Source organism: Arthrobacter sp. LAPM80, assembly GCF_046736435.1.
In the GTDB taxonomy this organism is placed as follows: Bacteria; Actinomycetota; Actinomycetes; order Actinomycetales; family Micrococcaceae; genus Specibacter.
In genome coordinates this window covers 72,260-90,368 of record NZ_JBCHVD010000011.1, presented here as the reverse complement: position 1 = coordinate 90,368, position 18,109 = coordinate 72,260, and the positions used below count along the sequence as shown (strand labels likewise).

18 protein-coding genes and 1 pseudogene are annotated in these 18,109 nt (G+C 65.5%); 13 read left to right on the top strand and 6 right to left on the bottom strand.

From position 1 onward, the window contains the following. Positions 1 to 62: 62 nt before the first annotated feature. A complete protein-coding gene (locus tag AAGW05_RS12640; RefSeq protein ID WP_411804885.1) occupies positions 63 to 608 on the bottom strand; it encodes a DUF2127 domain-containing protein in 546 nt (181 codons plus the stop codon). A 38-nt stretch (positions 609 to 646) separates the two neighbouring features. Here AAGW05_RS12640 and AAGW05_RS12635 point away from each other — a divergent pair, with 38 nt between their 5' ends. After that, the gene (locus AAGW05_RS12635) at positions 647 to 1,228 is read left to right on the top strand and encodes a Chromate resistance protein ChrB (RefSeq protein ID WP_411804884.1); all 582 of its coding nucleotides are present in this window, start codon (positions 647 to 649) and stop codon (positions 1,226 to 1,228) included. Continuing rightward, positions 1,225 to 2,499: an MFS transporter gene (locus AAGW05_RS12630; protein WP_411804883.1), complete on the top strand. Its 1,275-nt coding sequence runs from the start codon at positions 1,225 to 1,227 to the stop codon at positions 2,497 to 2,499. The genes AAGW05_RS12635 and AAGW05_RS12630 overlap by 4 nt, the downstream gene beginning before the upstream one ends. Here AAGW05_RS12630 and AAGW05_RS12625 read toward each other — a convergent pair. Continuing rightward, the gene (locus AAGW05_RS12625) at positions 2,481 to 2,885 is read right to left on the bottom strand and encodes a hypothetical protein (protein WP_411804882.1); all 405 of its coding nucleotides are present in this window, start codon (positions 2,883 to 2,885) and stop codon (positions 2,481 to 2,483) included. The two genes, AAGW05_RS12630 and AAGW05_RS12625, sit on opposite strands and share 19 nt — an antisense overlap. Between AAGW05_RS12625 and AAGW05_RS12620 the strand changes: the two genes are divergently transcribed. From AAGW05_RS12620 to AAGW05_RS12585, 8 genes and pseudogenes are all read left to right on the top strand, one after another. Further along, complete coding sequence (locus AAGW05_RS12620; RefSeq protein ID WP_411804881.1) at positions 2,858 to 3,235, top strand: TetR/AcrR family transcriptional regulator; 378 nt, start codon at positions 2,858 to 2,860, stop codon at positions 3,233 to 3,235. The two genes, AAGW05_RS12625 and AAGW05_RS12620, sit on opposite strands and share 28 nt — an antisense overlap. After that, a pseudogene (locus AAGW05_RS12615) lies at positions 3,216 to 3,269 on the top strand (hypothetical protein); the annotation flags it as partial. The gene AAGW05_RS12620 and the pseudogene AAGW05_RS12615, both read left to right, overlap by 20 nt. Before the next feature lie 45 nt (positions 3,270 to 3,314). Continuing rightward, positions 3,315 to 4,001 carry a potassium channel family protein gene (locus AAGW05_RS12610; RefSeq protein ID WP_411804914.1) on the top strand — a complete coding sequence of 229 codons (687 nt, stop codon included), beginning with the start codon at positions 3,315 to 3,317 and terminating at the stop codon, positions 3,999 to 4,001. 633 nt (positions 4,002 to 4,634) lie between these two features. After that, positions 4,635 to 5,372, top strand: a complete 738-nt coding sequence (locus AAGW05_RS12605) for a response regulator transcription factor (protein WP_411804880.1) — start codon at positions 4,635 to 4,637, stop codon at positions 5,370 to 5,372. Then, complete coding sequence (locus tag AAGW05_RS12600) at positions 5,363 to 7,048, top strand: sensor histidine kinase (protein ID WP_411804879.1); 1,686 nt, start codon at positions 5,363 to 5,365, stop codon at positions 7,046 to 7,048. Before AAGW05_RS12605 ends, AAGW05_RS12600 begins: the two co-directional genes overlap by 10 nt. Positions 7,049 to 7,076: 28 nt before the next feature. Next, positions 7,077 to 7,727 carry a hypothetical protein gene (locus AAGW05_RS12595; RefSeq protein WP_411804878.1) on the top strand — a complete coding sequence of 217 codons (651 nt, stop codon included), beginning with the start codon at positions 7,077 to 7,079 and terminating at the stop codon, positions 7,725 to 7,727. A gap of 76 nt (positions 7,728 to 7,803) precedes the next feature. After that, positions 7,804 to 8,520: a YcnI family protein gene (locus tag AAGW05_RS12590; RefSeq protein WP_411804877.1), complete on the top strand. Its 717-nt coding sequence runs from the start codon at positions 7,804 to 7,806 to the stop codon at positions 8,518 to 8,520. A gap of 90 nt (positions 8,521 to 8,610) precedes the next feature. Then, on the top strand, positions 8,611 to 9,270 hold the full coding sequence (locus AAGW05_RS12585) for a DUF4232 domain-containing protein (RefSeq protein WP_411804876.1): 660 nt from the start codon (positions 8,611 to 8,613) through the stop codon (positions 9,268 to 9,270). A gap of 13 nt (positions 9,271 to 9,283) precedes the next feature. On the opposite strand, the gene AAGW05_RS12580 is transcribed toward AAGW05_RS12585, so the two are convergent. Then, positions 9,284 to 9,853, bottom strand: a complete 570-nt coding sequence (locus AAGW05_RS12580) for a hypothetical protein (RefSeq protein ID WP_411804875.1) — start codon at positions 9,851 to 9,853, stop codon at positions 9,284 to 9,286. A gap of 171 nt (positions 9,854 to 10,024) precedes the next feature. Between AAGW05_RS12580 and AAGW05_RS12575 the strand changes: the two genes are divergently transcribed. The 3 genes from AAGW05_RS12575 to AAGW05_RS12565 are packed head-to-tail and all read left to right on the top strand — an operon-like array spanning position 10,025 to position 16,599. Then, positions 10,025 to 14,812: an ATP-dependent helicase gene (locus AAGW05_RS12575; protein WP_411804874.1), complete on the top strand. Its 4,788-nt coding sequence runs from the start codon at positions 10,025 to 10,027 to the stop codon at positions 14,810 to 14,812. Then, entirely contained in the window at positions 14,805 to 15,617 is an 813-nt protein-coding gene (locus AAGW05_RS12570) for a DNA-formamidopyrimidine glycosylase family protein (protein WP_411804873.1), read from the top strand. Before AAGW05_RS12575 ends, AAGW05_RS12570 begins: the two co-directional genes overlap by 8 nt. Before the next feature lie 58 nt (positions 15,618 to 15,675). Next, the gene (locus AAGW05_RS12565) at positions 15,676 to 16,599 is read left to right on the top strand and encodes a pseudouridine synthase (RefSeq protein WP_411804913.1); all 924 of its coding nucleotides are present in this window, start codon (positions 15,676 to 15,678) and stop codon (positions 16,597 to 16,599) included. Between the two features lie 11 nt (positions 16,600 to 16,610). Here the strand turns inward: AAGW05_RS12565 and AAGW05_RS12560 are convergent, their stop codons facing one another. The 3 genes from AAGW05_RS12560 to AAGW05_RS12550 are packed head-to-tail and all read right to left on the bottom strand — an operon-like array spanning position 16,611 to position 18,108. Further along, the gene (locus AAGW05_RS12560; RefSeq protein WP_411804872.1) at positions 16,611 to 16,982 is read right to left on the bottom strand and encodes a hypothetical protein; all 372 of its coding nucleotides are present in this window, start codon (positions 16,980 to 16,982) and stop codon (positions 16,611 to 16,613) included. Positions 16,983 to 16,999: 17 nt separating this feature from the next. Further along, positions 17,000 to 17,572, bottom strand: a complete 573-nt coding sequence (locus AAGW05_RS12555) for a hypothetical protein (protein ID WP_411804871.1) — start codon at positions 17,570 to 17,572, stop codon at positions 17,000 to 17,002. Further along, positions 17,569 to 18,108 (bottom strand): RNA polymerase sigma factor, encoded by a 540-nt coding sequence (locus tag AAGW05_RS12550; protein WP_411804912.1) that lies wholly within the window; start codon positions 18,106 to 18,108, stop codon positions 17,569 to 17,571. The genes AAGW05_RS12555 and AAGW05_RS12550 overlap by 4 nt, the downstream gene beginning before the upstream one ends. Between the last annotated feature and the right edge of the window lies 1 nt (position 18,109).

The following is an 18,109-nucleotide window of genomic DNA, read 5'->3' as shown; positions in this document are numbered from 1 at the left end:
GACCTTCATCGCTTTGATGTTCGACCATTCATCCCACCGTGCGGCTACTACTTCCTGAGTCACTATCGTCCTTTCTCCTGTTGCGTCACACCCTCAGGGGCCGCTTGCCCTTGCAGGCTCGCGTTTTTCGTTCTTGAACGATGGGCCCGGTATTCATGCGCAGTGAGCCAGACGATGAAGATGTCAAAGGCGGTCAGCAGGACCATACCCCAGGTAAAAGCAACCACTAGTTCGTAGCTTTGGTAAAGGATGAAAACGCCGAGGAAGACAATCATCCACGGGTAGGCCCAGAGTTTGTCTTCGAGTACCGCCCAGACCAGGACGATCTTCACGAGTCCGTGCAGCAACAGGTAGATGGCCCCGAACAGGGTTGCCGAGACGGTCATGGTCCCGGCCAGGTGCACCAGCACCGTGGCGATGAGGTCATGTGGATCTTCGGAAAGCTCATGCTGAGTAAGGACCTCGACTAAGAAGCCCACCTGCGCGGGTGAGACCAGCAGGAGGAGGATTCCCCCGATTAGTTCGAGCACCCCGTCCAGGCCCTTGAGAATCAGACTGACCTTGAAGGTCTTGCCCAATAGCGTGCTTCCAGCATCTGACTTAGCCATCATTCCTCCGTCATGTAACAACTGTTACAATCCTAAGTGTGACACTAAATATTGAATGGGTGCTCGTCCTCCCGCAAATCCCGTCCGAACCTTCCCGCCACCGAGTGGCCGTCTGGCGTCAATTGCGCAAGGCCGGTGCCGTTCCCGTCTCTACCGGCGCGTGGGCACTACCCGCGGGACCCAGGTTCCAGGCCGATCTGGACCGGACCGGGGAGCTGTGTCGCAACGGCGGCGGGAGTCTTGTCGTCATTGATGCGTCCCCCCGCGATGCTGCCTCGGCCGCCATGATTCGAGATGCATTTACGGCGGTACGTGTGGATGAATGGGCGGAGTTCATGGCGGACTGTGGCAAGTTCGAGGTGGAGATTGCCAAGGAGATCCAGAAGCGGAAGTTCACGTTCGCCGAGTTGGAAGAAGAAGAGCAAAGCCTGGACCGGTTGCGACGCTGGTACCGGGATCTGAAGAAGCGTGACGTTCTGGAACTGCCCGAGGCCAAGGCCGCCGAAGCGCGGATGCGTGCCTGCACGACGCTCCTGGACGGCTACGCCGAACAGGTATACCAGGCCGTCCATGGAGGATCCGACGACACTGGCACCGCCCCGGAGGAACCGGCCACATGAACCCGCCAAGCCACCGAACCCCCGAAACTCCGACTAAGGCTGTAGCCACCGTCACACCCGGACCGCCCGGCCGGGCACTGGCACCGCTCTATGCCGCAGGATTCACCACCGCGTTCGGGGCCCACAGCATCGCCGCCGGCCTGGGCGCGGAAAGTGGCGGCATCGGGCTCGGACTGCTCACCTTCGGGGTGCTCCTGGCCCTTTACGACGTGGCCGAGGTCATCCTTAAACCCGTCTTTGGATCCCTCAGCGACCGGATCGGCACCAAACCCGTCATCATCGCCGGACTTCTCGGGTTCGCCCTGGCGTCCCTCCTCGGCACCATGGGAACCACCCCGCTCATCCTCGGTCTGGCCCGCCTTGGCCAAGGAGCGGCCGCCTCAGCGTTTTCGCCCGCCTCCTCCGCGGCCGTGGCCAGGCTGGCCGGCCCGGGCGCCGCCGGCAGCTACTTCGGCAAATACGGGTCCTGGAAGGGACTGGGCTACATGCTCGGCCCACTACTGGGGGCAGGCCTAATCTGGGTCGGAGGGTTCCCGACCCTCTTCATGGCCATGGCCATCATTTCGGCTGCAGCCGCCCTCTGGGTCGGGATCTCCATGCCCGCCCTCCCGGTCCTTCCGCGCCCCAGGTACACCATCAAGGACCTGGTGCATCAAAGCACCAGGCGGTCCTTCCTGATCCCCACCGTGGCCCTGGCCGGCGCCACCGGCGCCCTCGGTGTCGCCGTCGGATTTCTGCCACTTCTAGGCACCACACTCCACCTTCCCCTGATCGCGAGCATGGCCATGGTCGCCGTCCTAGCACTCTCCTCCACCCTCACCCAACCCCTGGTAGGCCGCTGGCGTGACCAAGGGCGCATCAGTGCCCGGATCGGCATGAGCTTAGGCCTGGCCCTCATCGCGGCAGGGATCATCCCCCTCGCCGTCGCCCCGCAGCCCGTAATGCTTTACCTGGCCGCGCTGGTCATCGGGTGCGGCATCGGGATCACCACGCCCCTTGGCTTCGCGCGCCTCGCTTCAACCACCCCGCCAGAACGAATGGGCCGCACCATGGGAACAGCAGAAATCGGCCGCGAGCTCGGCGACGCGGCCGGGCCGCTCATCGTCGGGGCCATCGCCACCACAGCCAGCATCGCTGCAGGACTTGGAACCCTCGCGCTCCTCATAGCTATCGCGTCAGTACTTTCCGTCCTACTGCTGCAACGCACCACCGAAGCTCCTGCACTACATCGACAAACTGAGGCTCCCGCATCTCAAAAACCAAACGTATAAGGACGCGTCAGCAAGTGACCGACCTGCGCAAACAGCTGATGCTGGTCCTCAACTACGGATAAGCAGGAAACATTCCACGCCATGCGCGAACCGGGCGAGCCGACCAGAAAAACGACCAGCGCGAACATCCACACCCATTTGCCGCCAAAAGGGCCCAGCGCCCACGTGCTCAGCGGGACGGCGACACCTAACGCCGGCAGGTAGCCCGTGCTCACCCACTGAATGGTTGCCACGGTGGTGTTCCAATCCTGCGCCAGCGTATGTAGCGCCACGCTCACGATGGTGGTGTCAAAGACGACGACCTTGATGATCGCTGTCTTGATGACCTTCGGGTCAATCTTGTCCTTGTGTTGCCGCCATGATGGCCGCGATCCTGAATGCCGCATGGCAGGAACTGGTCGACGCCGACTTGCCGAAACTCACCATGCAGTCGGTCGCGAAGCGTGGTGAAACCAGTGTTCCCGTGCTTTATCGCCGCTGGGCGGGAAAGGATGCGATGGTACTGGCCACCATCGCGCACTACGGCGCAACTCATCCGGCCGAGATCCTCGACACCGGGAGCCTCCGAGGCGACCTTCTGACCCTGATGCGTGGCGTCAACGAAGGGCGCGTGGTCTTTACAACCGTCATTACCTCCGTTTTCGCCGGCCTGCGGGCCGACGCCGGACGAAATAAGGACGCAGCTGCTCGGGGACCGTCAGCGCTGGTCGGACGCAATCTTTCAACGCGCGCATGAGCGCGGTGAGATCGACCTCGACCTCCTGCCGGAATCCGTACGGCCCCTTCCATTCGACCTGATGCGGCATCACGTTCTCATGACAGGGCCGATACCCGAGATTGCCGGATGGTTTCTCACGGCGACCTGGGGCCTGTTTCTCATCGACTACATCGTTTCCCTGGTTCTCGCACCTGACAGGGGCAGCTGGTTCCTGCGCAATCTCCACATGTTGGCGATCGTTGCCCTGCCCATGCTCAGGCCCCTGCGAATCCTGCGGCTGGTGACGCTGCTCAGTGTCCTCCAACGGGTCGCCGGAAATGCACTTCGCGGCCGCGTTGCCATCTACGTGATCGTATCGTCCTGCCTACTGGTTTTGGTTGGCGCCCTGGCCATGTTCGACGCCGAGCGGACGTCGCCTGACGCTTCCATCAAGTCCTTCGGGGACGCCATTTGGTGGGCGATCGTCACCATCACCACGGTTGGATACGGCGACCTGACGCCGACAACAACCCTCGGACGCACAATCGCCGTCGGCCTGATGATCAGCGGCATCGCGCTTCTTGGCGTTGTCACGGCAACACTGGCCAGCTGGCTGGTGGAGAAGGTGTCGGATCAGGAATCCAAGGCCCAGGCCATCACCGCCGAACAAGTCGAAGCGCTGCGTGAGGAATTGCAGCTGCTTCGTCGCGAACTCCAACTTCACGGCGCGGGAGATTCCCCGGCCGGCATTGTCGGCGGGCCATTTTTTGGTGCGCGCACACGAACTGGCGCACCACACCGATGATCCCTGCCCATGCCCCTTGGGCGTACGAACAAAGGAAACCCGTGAGTACAGAAGTAAACCATTCCGAGGCAGACGCGCATGACCAGAAGGGCGCCAACCTCGCCGGAACCGTTATCGGGGTGTACACAGTTGTTGGTGGCATCATCTGCCTTGGTCTGCGCCCGCTCTGCGACAAGAGCCTTGGAATTCTTCTCCAGCATCCACACCAATGCACCTTCGTCGTCGGGCGTGTAAACATAGTTGTCGCCCAGGTCGATGGTGGATTTCCCATCGATAGGTCAGTCACCCAGATCAACTATCGCTTGCGTGGGACTGGGGCTGGGAAACGGGCTGGCGACAGTCGTCTGTACGCCGACGCCGCCAATCCCGCCGGAGGGCAGGAGAATGATCAGCAGCAGGATCCAGATCCCGGCTGTAATCCAGAATGGTTGTGTTGGGCGCCCGGATGCCTTGCTGGTCCCCACAGACTTGCTGGTCCCCCCAGAAAAGTTTTTGGTCATGATGTTCCTCAACAAAAGATTCGGGTGGCCAAACCTGCCGGATTCACCTCGTCGCACTTGGCACAGTCCAAGACACAGAGAACACTCGGGAAGCCTTCAGCAATCAACCGGTTGTGTGCCAGAGAATGGGGTCATGGCACCCGCAACTCCTGCATCAGCACTACCGAAGCTCACACGGGCCGACGGCGCACCCATTCGCGCCCTCGTGGTCGACGACGAACCCGAATTGGCGGACCTCATGCGCCGCGGCCTTGAGCTCACAGGCTGGGAAGTGGCAACGGCGCTCGACGGCTTTGAGGCCCTGAAGATCGCCCGTGAATTTGTCCCGGATGTCCTGGTTCTGGACGTCATGATGCCGGGCATGGACGGGGTGGAACTGCTGCAAAAAATCCGTACCATCTACCCCGAGGTGCCCGCCCTGTTCCTGACGGCAAAGGACGGCGTATTGGACAAGGTCACAGGCCTGCAGGCAGGCGGCGACGACTACGTCAGCAAGCCCTTCAGCATGAAGGAAGTCCTGCTGCGACTCCACAGGATCGTCCAGCGCTCAGGCATCACCGCCCCGCAGTTCGCACTTCTGAGCGTCGGTGACCTGACCCTGAACAAGGACACCAAGTCCGTCCAGCGTGCCGGTGCCGACATCGCATTGACCACCACCGAGTTTGAGCTGCTGAAGTTCCTGATGGAAAACCCCCGCCACGTACTGAGCAAGTCGCGCATCCTTGACCGCGTCTGGAACTACGACTTTGGCGGGGAAAGCAACATCGTGGAGCTCTATATTTCCTACCTGCGCAAGAAAATCGATGCTGACAACCCGCCCATGATCCACACCGTCAGGGGCTCCGGCTACGTGATCAAGCCATGCCCGTAACCACCAGCGCCGCCAACAAAGGAGCCAAGCCCGCCCACGCCAGGAAACTTCTGCACCCCGGCGGCTGGCCCCTGAGCACCCGCCTCGTGGTGATCATGCTTGCCCTGCTCACAGTCATTTGCGCGTTGGTTGGCATGGTCAGCTACACGGCCCTGAGCATGACCGTGAACAAGCAGCTTGACTCCTCCCTCCAACAGGCAACCGTGCGCACCATCGCGTTTTACGGCGGCCGCTCCACCGGCGACCCGCTGCCGGACCCCCTCAACGCCCGGGCCACAAGCGCAGGCCAGTTGAGCGCCGTCCTGAGCAACGGCGTGGTGCATTACGCAGGGATCCTCTCCAGCCAGGGCACGCGCCAGCAGCTGACAACCGCCGACGCCGACGTCCTCGCCGGGCTCGCCACCAACGGAACGCTCAGCAGCAAGACGCTGTCCATCGGCAAGTACCGTCTGCAGGCGCAGGCCATCGCGAACGGTGACATTCTCATCACCGGCCTCCCCCTCGCCGCCACCCAGCAGACGCTGTCCACCCTCGTGGTCTCCATTGTGCTCGTTTCACTGGCGGGGCTCCTGGCGCTTGGCTGGGCCGGCAGCGCCATCATCCGCCGCAGCCTGCGCCCCCTCGCGCAACTTTCGGACACCGCCACCCAGGTTTCCACGCTAAGGCTCGACGCCGGAGAGGTCGCCCTGGGCGTCCGTGTCCCGGACAGCGCGGCGCGCCCCGGCACCGAAGTGGGCAATGTTGGCAACGCCTTCAACGCCATGCTCGAGAACGTCTCCCACGCCCTTGAAGTCAGGCAGCACAGCGAGACCAAGCTGCGCCGCTTTGTGGCCGATGCCAGCCACGAACTGCGCACTCCCCTGACGGCAATCCGCGGCTACGCCGAACTGCTCTCCATGACCGAACCGCTCAGCGACGACGGGCAGACTGCCTTGGGCCGTGTCCAGGACCAGTCGGTGCGGATGAGCCGCCTCGTTGAGGACCTGCTGACGCTTGCACGCCTGGATGAGGCCCAACAGTGGGGGACAGGGAAGGGGAACACGGACAAGGTCGGCGGCGCCGCGCACCCCGCGGCCATGGGCCCGGGGATCATCGTTCCCGTGAATGTGAGCCCGCTGGTCATGGAAGCCGTGCGCGACCTCCAGGTGGCCACCCCCGACCACCAATGGAGCTTTGCGGTGCCCGATGAGCCCGCCGAGGCCTTGGGCGAGGAAACAGCCCTGCGGCAGGTTTTGGTCAACCTGCTGGGCAATGCCGCCAAGCACACCCCTGCGGGAACCACCGTTTTGGCCTCGCTCTCAAAGGCCGCCGACGGGTCCTGCCTGCTCGAGGTCAGCGACAACGGCCCAGGAATCGACCCCGCCTTCCAAAAGATCGTCTTTGACAGATTCTCACGCGCCGACCAGGCCCGCACAGGAACCACGGGAAGCACAGGGTTGGGACTGAGCATTGTGCAGGGCATCGTGCACGCCCACGGCGGCACGGTGAGTGTGGCCAGCGTCCCCGGAAAAACCACATTCACAGTGCTGCTGCCCGGCCCCGAACCGGCCCTTATGGCCGAAGCCGCACCAGCGGCGGTACAGGGGACGGCACCGCCGCCGCCCCCACCTGCCGGAGAATACGGCGGCCACAGTTCGGCGCGTCGGGGAAAACACGGCATTTCCTCGGTAAGCTGACAGGGTTGGTTCGATCGAAGGGAGCAGTGTGCCGCACGCTCCTTTCAGACTGCTCCGAACCGCCTTGGTTGGTTCCACCGTTTTCGGCCTCGCCGCCGGGGCGCACATCTTGGCAGGCGGCACGCTGCCGGCACTGCCCATCATGGCGGCCATCCTTGCCCTGCACATCATGTGCTCGAGCATTGCCACAAATTTCCGGCTGACCCTGCCCACCATGGTTGCTCTGCTGGCCAGCAGCCAGCTTGTCCTGCACAAGGGCTTTGAACTTCTCTCAAACGGCAACCACATCGGCACCGTGGCGGGAACAGTAGGCCCGGAAAACACTCATCTGGGCCACCACGCCATGTCCACTGACGCCTACGCCTCGGCCATGATGGCCCAGACCGTCCCGGGCGTTGATGCCGCGGGCCATGCCGTGGAAATGTCTGGCTGGATGCTGGCCGGACACGTTGTGGCAACGCTGGCCGCCGCAGCCCTGCTCGCCTATGGCGAAAACGCCCTCTGGTCCCTCGCCCACTGGCTGCGGCCCCTGTACAGGCGTGCCGCCGTCGTGCTTGAACTGCCGGCGAAACAGGCCCGCCCGGGCGTCATTCCGCGCCCCCTGCCCCGCCTGCCCTGGCGCAACCTGCGCCCCAACACGCGCCGCGGGCCGCCCGCAGGGGCAGCAGTTTTCGTCTAGCACCCTTCGAATCAGTCGCAGGGTGCCTTCCCTGCAACTCATAATCTGCGCCATTGCGCGTTCGAAAGGTTTCCCCATGCGTTTTTCCCGCACCCTCAAGACCACCGCAGCCCTCGGCACCACAGCCGGCCTGATGATGCTCGGCCTGGGCGCCGCATCCGCCCACGTCGACGCCACACCGACCGAAACGGCAGCCGGCGCCTACTCGCTTGTCACGTTCGCCGTGAGCCACGGCTGCGACGGCTCACCCACCACGGCACTGACCATCACCCTTCCAGATGAGCTCAACGATGCCACCCCCACTGTCAACCCGAACTGGACCATCACGAAGTCGGTGCACAAGCTTGACACCCCGCGAACGCTGGCCAATGGCAGCAAGATCAGCGAGCGTACCGCGTCCATCACCTACACGGCCAAGACACCGCTGGACCCCCACGAGCGCGACGCCTTCACACTCTCCCTGCAGCTGCCCGACTCCGCCGGAACCACGCTGCACTTCCCCACCCTGCAGAAGTGCGAAAAGGGCCAGACCGATTGGAGCGAAATCCCGGCCGCCGGCGCCGACCACGACTCCGTGAAGGCCCCCGCCCCCGAGCTCACCATCACGGCCGCAGTCACCGGTGATGCCCATGGCGGCCATGGCACGAACCTGGCCGATGCCGTTGATTCAACCGATTCTGACGTGAAGAACGACGGCGGCACCTCCTGGCCTGCATGGCTTGGCCTGGGTGCGGGGCTGGCCGGTTTGGTTCTTGGCGGCCTGGCGTTCCTTCGCAGCGGCCGCAAGGAGTAACGGTTCTTGCGCGCTTGGAGGGTCACCGACCCTCCAAGCGCGCAAGGGTGGTGAGTTGACTGTGACACCCATGGACGCAAAAGTGGGTGCATGACTATTGCACACCGCACCCCTGCCAAACGACCGACACCGGCAAGAATCCTCACGTTGGCGGCCCTGATCGGCTTGGGCGCGTCACTGGCTGCCTGTGGTTCGCCGGCGTCCCCGCAGCCGTCCAGCGCGTCCACTACCTCGGGCACATCCAGTCCGTCCCCGTCTTCCTCCGCCGAGGCCAGCCCCAGCGCGAGTGCGGCGCAGAGCCCGACGGAGGCGTCGCCGTCGTCCGCGGGAACGCCTCTGTGCCCGGCAGCATCACTGACGGGATCCCTGGATGATGCAGGCGGAGGGGCGGCAGGGCACATTTACATGAGCCTTGTGCTGAAAAACAGCTCGCCGGCCACCTGCATCCTCGACGGCTACCCGGGAGTGTCAATGGTCAAGGCCGGCAGCACCACGCCCATCGGGGCGCCGGCGGACCGCGATCCGGCTGCACCGTCCATGGGCCCGATCACCCTTGCACCCGGAGCCAGCGCGTCGGCAACCCTGCGCTACACGCAGGCGGGCAACTACCAGGACTGCCAGCAGGTCCCGGCTGATTCAATCCTTGTGTACCCGCCAAGTGCAACCGACAGCCTGGAGATCGCGCACCCCTTGACTGCCTGCAGCAATGCCGACATTAAGCTGCTCACCATTGGCGCGTTCCAGCCGTAACGTTTGAGCCGGGCTACGGCCGCAGGGCCTCTTCCGGGTCAAATTCTTCAAAGGAGCCGATGAAACCGGGGTCGCTGTCCTGGGATTCGCGGCGCCGGCCGTGGCGCAAGACGTAAAGCCTGTTCGCGCCGAAGGCCAGCACGCCCGTCGTCAGCAGGTGCAGTGCCCCGCCCCAGACGTCGGCGTGGATGAGGATGGCCAGGAATCCGGCGAATGCCACGGCGCCGCCCACTGTCATGAGCAGGCGCAACTGTTCAAAACGGCCGTACACAATGATTGCGGCGCCAATGACCAGCCAGGGTCCCGCGCCGTGGAGGAAAGGCATTAGGGCAGTCAAAATGATGCCAAGGGCAGTGCCGCCGGCAAGATACAAATAGTGGTTCCGCGGGGCGAGCCACCACGACGGATTCCGCCACAGCCACGCTGCGCTCACCGCACCAACCACGAGGGAACCCAGCACAAGGAATCGTGCGTCGGCACCGTTTCCGCGCTCGGCCACCATGCTGATCGCGCCGGAGACCAAAAACAGGAACGACAAGCCCAGCAGCGGAACCCAATTGTTTCCAATATGCCGCGTCTTCACCGTCTCTGCCCTCCAAACAATCCAGTGGCGGGAGCTCCGTTCCGGACACAACAACTGTGACGGACCGGCCCCGGCAACCATTGCCGCTCCCAACCCAAGATTACCGCGTGCCACCGACACTCACGCATCGGCTACGGCGCCCGGTCCCGCCAGCACGAAAATGTCACCGGCATGCGGCATGATGGAGCCGTGCAAGGAACATCGCCGGCAGCCGTCATGAAACAATTCGCAGCACCAACGCGCGAATGGTTTCTCGGCGCGTTCGGCTCCCCCACCCCGGCGCAAGCAGGTGCCTGGGAGGCCATTGCCGGCGGCGCACATTCACTGGTCGTGGCGCCGACAGGGTCTGGAAAAACCCTGGCAGCCTTCCTATGGTCCATTGACGGGCTCATCGCCAAGGCCGGTGCAACCAAGGCCGGTGCAGCCGACGCCGGCGCGGAGGGCACCGGCGCGAACGGCACCCGCGTCCTCTACATCTCTCCGTTGAAGGCCCTTGGCGTGGACGTCGAACGCAACCTTCGCGCACCGCTGATTGGCATCACGCAGACGGCCGCCCGTCTTGGCCTGGCCACGCCGGCGCTCAGTGTCGGTGTGCGCTCGGGCGACACCCCTGCCAATGAGCGTCGAAGGCTGCTCAGCCACCCGCCCGACATCCTGATCACCACCCCCGAATCGCTTTACCTGATGCTGACCTCGAAGGCCCGCGAAACCCTGGCCGGGGTCGACACCATCATCATCGATGAGGTCCACGCCGTGGCCGGCACCAAGCGCGGCGCCCACCTGGCCCTCTCCCTTGAACGCCTCGACGCCCTGCTGGCATCCCCTGCCCAGCGAATTGGCCTCTCCGCCACCGTGGAACCGCATTCCACCGTGGCCCGCTTCCTTGGCGGCACCGCACCCGTCACCATCGTGGCCCCGGCGAGCACCAAGACCTGGAACCTTGCCGTCACAGTCCCCGTTGCCGACATGACTGACCTGCCCGCCCTGGCCGCCGCCCACGATCTTGGCCCCGCCTCCGGACTCCAGCCCAACGCCTCCATCTGGCCGCATGTGGAGGAAAAGATCGTGGACGCGGTGCTGGCCAAGAAGTCAACCATCATTTTCGCCAACTCCCGGCGCCTGGCCGAGCGGCTCACCAGCAGGCTGAACGAGATCTACGTGGAACGGCTTGCCATCCCCGGGGAGGCGGGGGCCGAGGTCGCACCGGCACAAGCCCCGCCCAGGCTGCCGGCGGAGATGATGGCGCAGGCCGGTTCGGTGTCCGGGGCCCCGAACGTGCTCGCCAAGGCGCACCACGGATCGGTGTCCAAGGAACAGCGTGCGCTCATTGAGGACGACCTCAAGTCGGGCCGGCTGCGGGCGGTTGTGGCGACGTCGAGCCTTGAGCTCGGCATCGACATGGGCGCCGTGGATCTGGTAATCCAGGTGGAGTCGCCTCCGTCGGTAGCCAGCGGGCTGCAGCGGGTGGGGCGCGCCGGGCACCAGGTGGGCGAGATTTCGCAGGGCCTGCTGTTCCCCAAGCACCGCGCGGACCTGCTGCATTCTGCCGTCACGGTTGAGCGCATGCTGGCCGGGGAGATTGAGCCGCTGTCCATCCCGGCGAACCCCCTTGACATCCTTGCCCAGCAAACCGTCGCGGCCACCGCGCTTGAGCCACTGGACGTCGACGCGTGGTTTGAGACAGTGCGGCGCAGCGCCCCGTTTTTGGCCCTCCCGCGCTCCGCCTTTGACGCCACCTTGGACCTGCTCGCGGGCCGGTACCCCTCGGATGAGTTTGCCGAGCTGCGCCCGCGCATCATTTGGGACCGGACGGCCGGAACCATCACCGGCCGTCCCGGCGCCCAGCGGCTGGCAGTCACCTCCGGCGGCACCATTCCCGACCGTGGCCTGTTTGGCGTGTTCATCGTCGGCTCGGACGACGCCGGGTCCCCCGGTTCCGCGGGCAGGGCCGCCAAGGGCGGGCGGCGCGTCGGCGAGCTCGACGAGGAAATGGTGTACGAATCCCGGGTGGGTGACGTCTTCGCCCTCGGCGCCACGAGCTGGAAGATCGAGGACATCACCTTTGACCGGGTCCTTGTCTCCCCCGCGTTTGGCCAGCCGGGCAAGCTGCCGTTTTGGAAAGGAGACTCCCTGGGCCGTCCCGTTGACCTCGGCCGCGCCCTGGGCGCGTTCATCAGGGAAGTCAGCGCCGCCCCGCGCAAGAAGGCCCTGGCCCGCTGCGAAGCCACGGGCCTGGACGGTTGGGCGGCGAACAACCTGCTCGGCTACCTTGATGAGCAAAAGGCCGCCACCACGCAGGTTCCCGACGACAAAACGCTCATGGTTGAACGCTTCCATGACGAGCTCGGCGACTGGCGGGTGGTGCTGCACAGCCCCTTTGGCATGCCGGTCCACGCACCATGGGCCCTCGCCGTCGCCGCACGCCTGCACGAACGCTACGGCCTTGATGGCTCCGCCATGGCCTCCGACGACGGCATCGTGTTGCGCGTGCCCCTCATGGACGACGAACCGCCGGGTGCGGAGCTGTTCCTCTTTGACCCGGAGGAGCTCGACGGGATCGTGACGGCCGAGGTGGGCGGCTCCGCGCTGTTTGCCAGCCGCTTCCGCGAATGCGCCGCCCGCGCCTTGCTCCTGCCCCGGCAAAATCCCGGCAAGCGCTCACCCCTGTGGCAGCAGCGCCAGCGCTCGGCCCAGCTGTTGGACGTGGCCCGGAAGTACCCGCAGTTCCCGATCGTGCTGGAAACCGTGCGCGAATGCCTGCAGGACGTGTACGACCTCCCCGCCCTGAAGGACATTGCAGCCTCAATCGAGCGGCGCGAGCTGCGGATCGTGGAAACCACCACGAACGAGCCGTCCCCGTTCGCCCGTTCGCTGCTCTTTGGCTACGTGGCCAGCTTCCTGTACGAGGGTGACTCCCCGCTCGCCGAGCGGCGCGCGGCAGCCCTCTCCCTGGACCCCGCCCTGCTGGATGAGCTGCTGGGACGCGCCGAGTTGCGTGAACTCCTTGACCCCACGGTCATCGCCACGACCGAGGCGCAGCTGCAGCGCCTCGCCGGCAGCGGAAAGGATAACGACAGGCGTGCCCGAGGCATGGAAGGCGTGGCAGATTTGCTGCGCCTGCTCGGCCCGCTCACGGCGGAGGAAGTTGCCGCCAGGCTTGTCCCGGACTTTCCCCCGTCAGGAGCGGACGACGCCGGACACCTGGCCACGGCGGCCGCCCACCTTGGAGAACTTGTCACCGCCAACCGGGCGCTGCGCGTCAACATGGCCGGCCAGGAACGCTTCGCGGCCATAGAGGATGCCGCCCGGCTCCGCGACGCACTCGGCACCCCGCTGCCCATGGGTGTCCCGCTGGCCTTCATCGAGCCCGTGGCCGATCCTCTCGGGGACCTACTGGGCCGCTACGCCCGCACCCATGGACCCTTCACCGCGGCGCAGGCCGCATCGAGGCTGGGACTGGGTGTCGCCGTCGTGCATTCGGGGCTGGCGAGGCTTGCGGCGGACAAGCGCGTCACGGAAGGCGAGTTTCTGCCGCAGCGGGCCGAAAACGGCGCCTCGGAGTGGTGCGACGTCGCCGTGCTGCGGCAGTTGCGCAGCCGGTCCCTGGCTGCCCTGCGGGCCGAGGTGGAGCCTGTCGATGCGGGCACTTTTGGGCGTTTCCTGCCTGCCTGGCAGCACGTGACCGCCGCATCAAACGCCCCGGCGCTGCGCGGCCTTGACGGCGTGCTGACGGTGGTCGACCAGTTGGCGGGCGTGCCGATTCCGGCCTCGGCGTGGGAGCCCCTGGTGCTGGCCGCCAGGGTTGGAGACTACTCCCCCGCCATGCTTGACGAGCTGACGGCCACGGGCGAGGTGCTCGTCTCCGGCGCCGGATCCCTTGGCTCCAACGACGGCTGGCTGAGCCTGCACATGGCCGAATCGGCTGAGCTGACGCTGTCCGCCGCGCCCGACTTCACGCCCGGCGAACTCCACTGCCGGGTCTTGGCGGCCCTGGCAAACGGTGGCGCGTACTTCTTTCACCAACTGCGGGAAATGAGCGCTGCCGGACCCGATCCCACCGTCTCCGACGACGAACTGACAGCCGCCCTGTGGGATTTGCTGTGGGCAGGGCGGATCAGCAACGACACGTTCGCACCCGTGCGGGCGCTGCTGGCGGGCGGGCACACGGCGCACAAGCAAAAGGCTCCCCCGTCGCGGCTGCGCCCTGCCGGGGCCGGACGCTATGGCCGGCTGCCGGGCCGCGCTCCCGGCGTGCAGCGCGGAGCACCGCCCCTGGGCGCCGGCCGGTGGAGCCTGCTGCCGGCGGTCCAGGCCGACGACGCCGCCACCCCGAGCACCCAGGCGACCCTGCGCGGCCACGCCCTCGCCGAGCTGTTTCTGGACAGGTACGGGGTGGTGACGCGCGGTTCTGTCATGAACCAGGGCATTCCCGGCGGGTTCGGGCTGATGTACAAGGTGCTGGCCCGGCTCGAGGAAGCCGGAAAGTGCCGCCGCGGCTACTTCATCGAGCATCTGGGCGCCGCACAATTCGCCATCCCTGCCACTGTCGACAGGCTGCGCACGTTCAGCGAGGACGCGGCCCTGGCCGTGCGGGCCCCGAAGGCGCTGGCTCTTGCCGCCACCGACCCAGCCAACCCTTATGGTGCCGCGTTGGCGTGGCCACCGCTTGATTCCGGGCACCGGCCCGGGCGCAAGGCGGGCGCGCTTGTGGTGATGGTCGACGGCGTCCTGGTCCTGTATGTTGAGCGAGGCGGCCGCACGCTGTTGTGCTTCAGCGACGACTCCACCTATGTATCCTTTGCGGCCGCTGCCCTGGTGCAGGTGGTCAAGCGTGGCGCCATCGACAAGATGGCCATTGAAAAGGTCAACGGTGTTGAGGTGCTTTCCACACCGCTGGCCGCGGCCCTGCTGGGCGCGGGTGCTTACAGTTCCCCGCGCGGGGTGCGGATCCGTGCCTGAGGGGGACACCGTCTGGCGGCAGGCCAGGGACCTGCGTGCCGTTCTGGAGGGGCACGAGCTGGTCTCCAGTGACTTCAGGGTGCCGGCCCACGCCACCCTTGATTTATCGGGCCAAACGGTCTGCTCGGTGCAGTCCCGGGGCAAGCACCTGCTCATGTTTGTTGGCGGCCTGGTGATCCATTCGCACCTCTCCATGGAGGGCCACTGGGACATTTACCCGGTGGACGCCAACGGGCGGACAGCTCGCTGGAGAAGGCCCGCCTTCACCGCAAGGGCGGTCCTGGCAACAGCATCGGCAACGGCAGTGGGGTTCTCCCTTGCCACGCTGGACGTCCTGCCTGAAGCAATGGTGGGGAACGCCGTCGGACATCTGGGGCCGGACCTGCTGGGAGCGGATTGGGATGCGGATCAGGCACTGCGGCGGCTGCTGGGCGATCCGGGCAGGGCTGTGGGCCTGGCGCTGCTGGACCAGCGCAACCTTGCAGGGATTGGCAACGTCTACCGCAACGAGCTATGTTTTCTGGGCGGCGTGCACCCCGCCGTACCTGTGGCGGAGGTGGCCGGGCTGCCACGGATCCTCGAGATGGCCAAGCGGCTGCTTGAGGCCAACAAGAACAGGTCCGCCCGCTCAACCACCGGCGGGCCTGCCCGGGGCGATGCAGCCTCGTGGGTCTACGGCCGGGCGGGGAAACCGTGCAAGCGGTGCGGGTCGCTGATCCGCCATGCCACCCTGGCCGATCCGGCCCACCCGGAACGGGCGGCCCGTGACATTTACTTTTGCCCGCGCTGCCAGCCGGCGCCCTGAGCGGCCCGCCAACACCGCGGTCAAGACACCCCGGCGGCATCGGTACCCTTGAAAGGTGATGAAATCTCCCCTTCCCGTGCGCGACGGCGTCAATGCCACCCGCATGCGCATGCCCGCAGCAGGCCCCTGGGCCACCGCCATGGACTACGTCCTGGACAAGTTCAACCATGTTGACCCGGCGGGAATCGTGGAGCGTTTTGAGCGCGGCGAGGTCAGGTCCTTGGAGGGGGAAATCGTCACACCCTCCACCCCGCTGAACGAGCACATGTTCATTTGGTACTACCGCGAACTGCCGGTGGAAAAGCGCCTGCCGGTGGAGCTGTCCATCCTGCACCAGGACGAGCATCTTGTTGTTGTGGACAAGCCGCACTTCCTGCCCACCACGCCCGGCGGCATGTACGTACAGGAATCATCACTGGTGCGCCTGCGCGTGCTCCTTGACCTGCCTGACCTGGTGCCGATCCACCGTTTGGACCGCATGACGGCAGGGGTGCTGTTGTTCTCGGCCAATCCCGAAACCCGCGGCAAGTACCAAATGCTGTTTGAAAAGCGGCGCATTGAAAAGACCTACCGCGCGGTGGCTCCCGTCAGCGACGACCTCGAATTCCCCTTGGTGGTGCGCAGCCGCATGATCAAGTCGCGCACGTACCTGCTGGCCCAAGAAATTGAGGGCGAGCCCAATGCGGAAACCCGGATCGAGCTGATGGACACCCGCGCTAGTGCTGATGGGCAGACGCTTGGCCTGTACCACCTCCAGCCGCACACGGGCAAGACCCACCAATTACGTGTGCACCTGGCGTCCGCGGGCATTGGAATCCTGAATGACCCGTTCTACCCCGTGCTGCATGAACAGGCCCCCGATGACTACACGAAACCGCTGCAGTTGCTGGCCCACAGCATTGCCTTCCAGGACCCGGTGACGCGAGAGCCCGTGAAGTACTTCTCACAGCGTGAACTATCGGAGTTCCCGAACCACAAGTAGGCTCCCGGAATTCACAGGCCGATCGCGGAAACTTCCACCACGGCCCTGACCAAAGTTCCCGGGCGCTGCAGGGAAACGTGGGCCCGGATCCCCTCTGCAACATTCCGGGCCACGGCCGGTGCCGGCTGCGCCCCGTCGGTGCCGATCCGCACCCGCACAGTCACGATCCCGTCGTGGGTCCCGTCCTCCGCCCCGTCCCCGGCCCCGTCCCCGGCCCCGTCCTCGGAGCACACAACAAAGGGCACCGGTGCGGCGTCGTCCCCTTGTCCAAGGAGTCCACCCACCTGTTTGAGCATGGTCAGCCACAGGGGGTCCGCGGCGTAGACAGTTGCCACGCCGTCCATGCCAAGGACCAGCTGGTGGAGGTCTTCTTCAAGGCTCATTGCGGTCATTCCCCCGCTCAATCCCGGCCGGCCGTGAACGGTGGCCGCATGTCGGTGAATGCCACATGCACGGCAGTCACATTGAGTTCAGTCTGCACCAAAAGCTCGGCAAAGACGGCCGCGCGCAATTCCTCGGCCAGCGTCGGCAGCGGATATCCATAGCGTGCGGAAACGTTGATCCTCACTTCCACCGGAGCCCCCGCAACATCAACCTCTCCCTCCAGACGGCAGCGGCCGATGAGCACCCCGCCCAGTCCGTCGCCCACGGAACGAACCAGGGAAATGACGGCCCCTTCGGTTTCTGTGAGCTCGTCGAGCCCTTCGCCCTCAAGGGGAAGTGAGCGCCCGGCCCGGGTTTCCAGGCGGAGGTTTTCCAGGATGCCGTCGAGCCAGCCCGAATCGTCGGCGGTTGTCGCCGTGAGGTCCTCATCCAGAAGGTCCCGTGCGGCGGCGCTGAGGCTGCGCAGCCCGGCAAGGCGCGCCTGGCACTGCGGGCAGTGGCCAATGTGCTCCGCGTCGGGGGAGGATCCGGTGTCCAGATAGTCGCTGAGGTCCTCGATGCGCCGGCCGCAGTCATGCGTGGGGTTCATCGCCAATCCTCCATTTCCTTCACAAGCGTTGTCCGTGCCCGTGCCAACCTGCCGCGCACGCTGGTGACGCTGATGCCCAGCGTCTCGGCAATGTCCTCATAAGACTGGCCGCCAAATTCCTTCAGGACCCAGCATCTTCGCTGTTCCTCGGGCAGTCGGCCCAGGGCCTTGTCCAAGGCACGACGCGCCGACCCAACAACAGCGGCTTCCTCCGGGGTGGGCTTCCTGTCCGCCGGCTCCGGCTGGTCCGCCACGTTCTCGTGTGTTTTTCGGCGGCGCCCGGCGTCGACAGCCCTGTGCGCCACGATCCGCATGAGCCAGGCCTTCACGGCAGCCCCGTCATTCAGGGTGCCAATATCCTTCCATGCCGTGATCAGCGCATCCTGAACAACGTCGTCGGCCTCGTCAAGGGAACGCGCCAGGCGTCGGGCGTACGCACGCATGAGTGGGGCATGCCTGCGGGCAAGTGCTTCAAAGGCGGCCACGTCCCCGTCGCCGGCCCGTTCGGCCAACACCGCATCGGGGGCGTCGGCCATC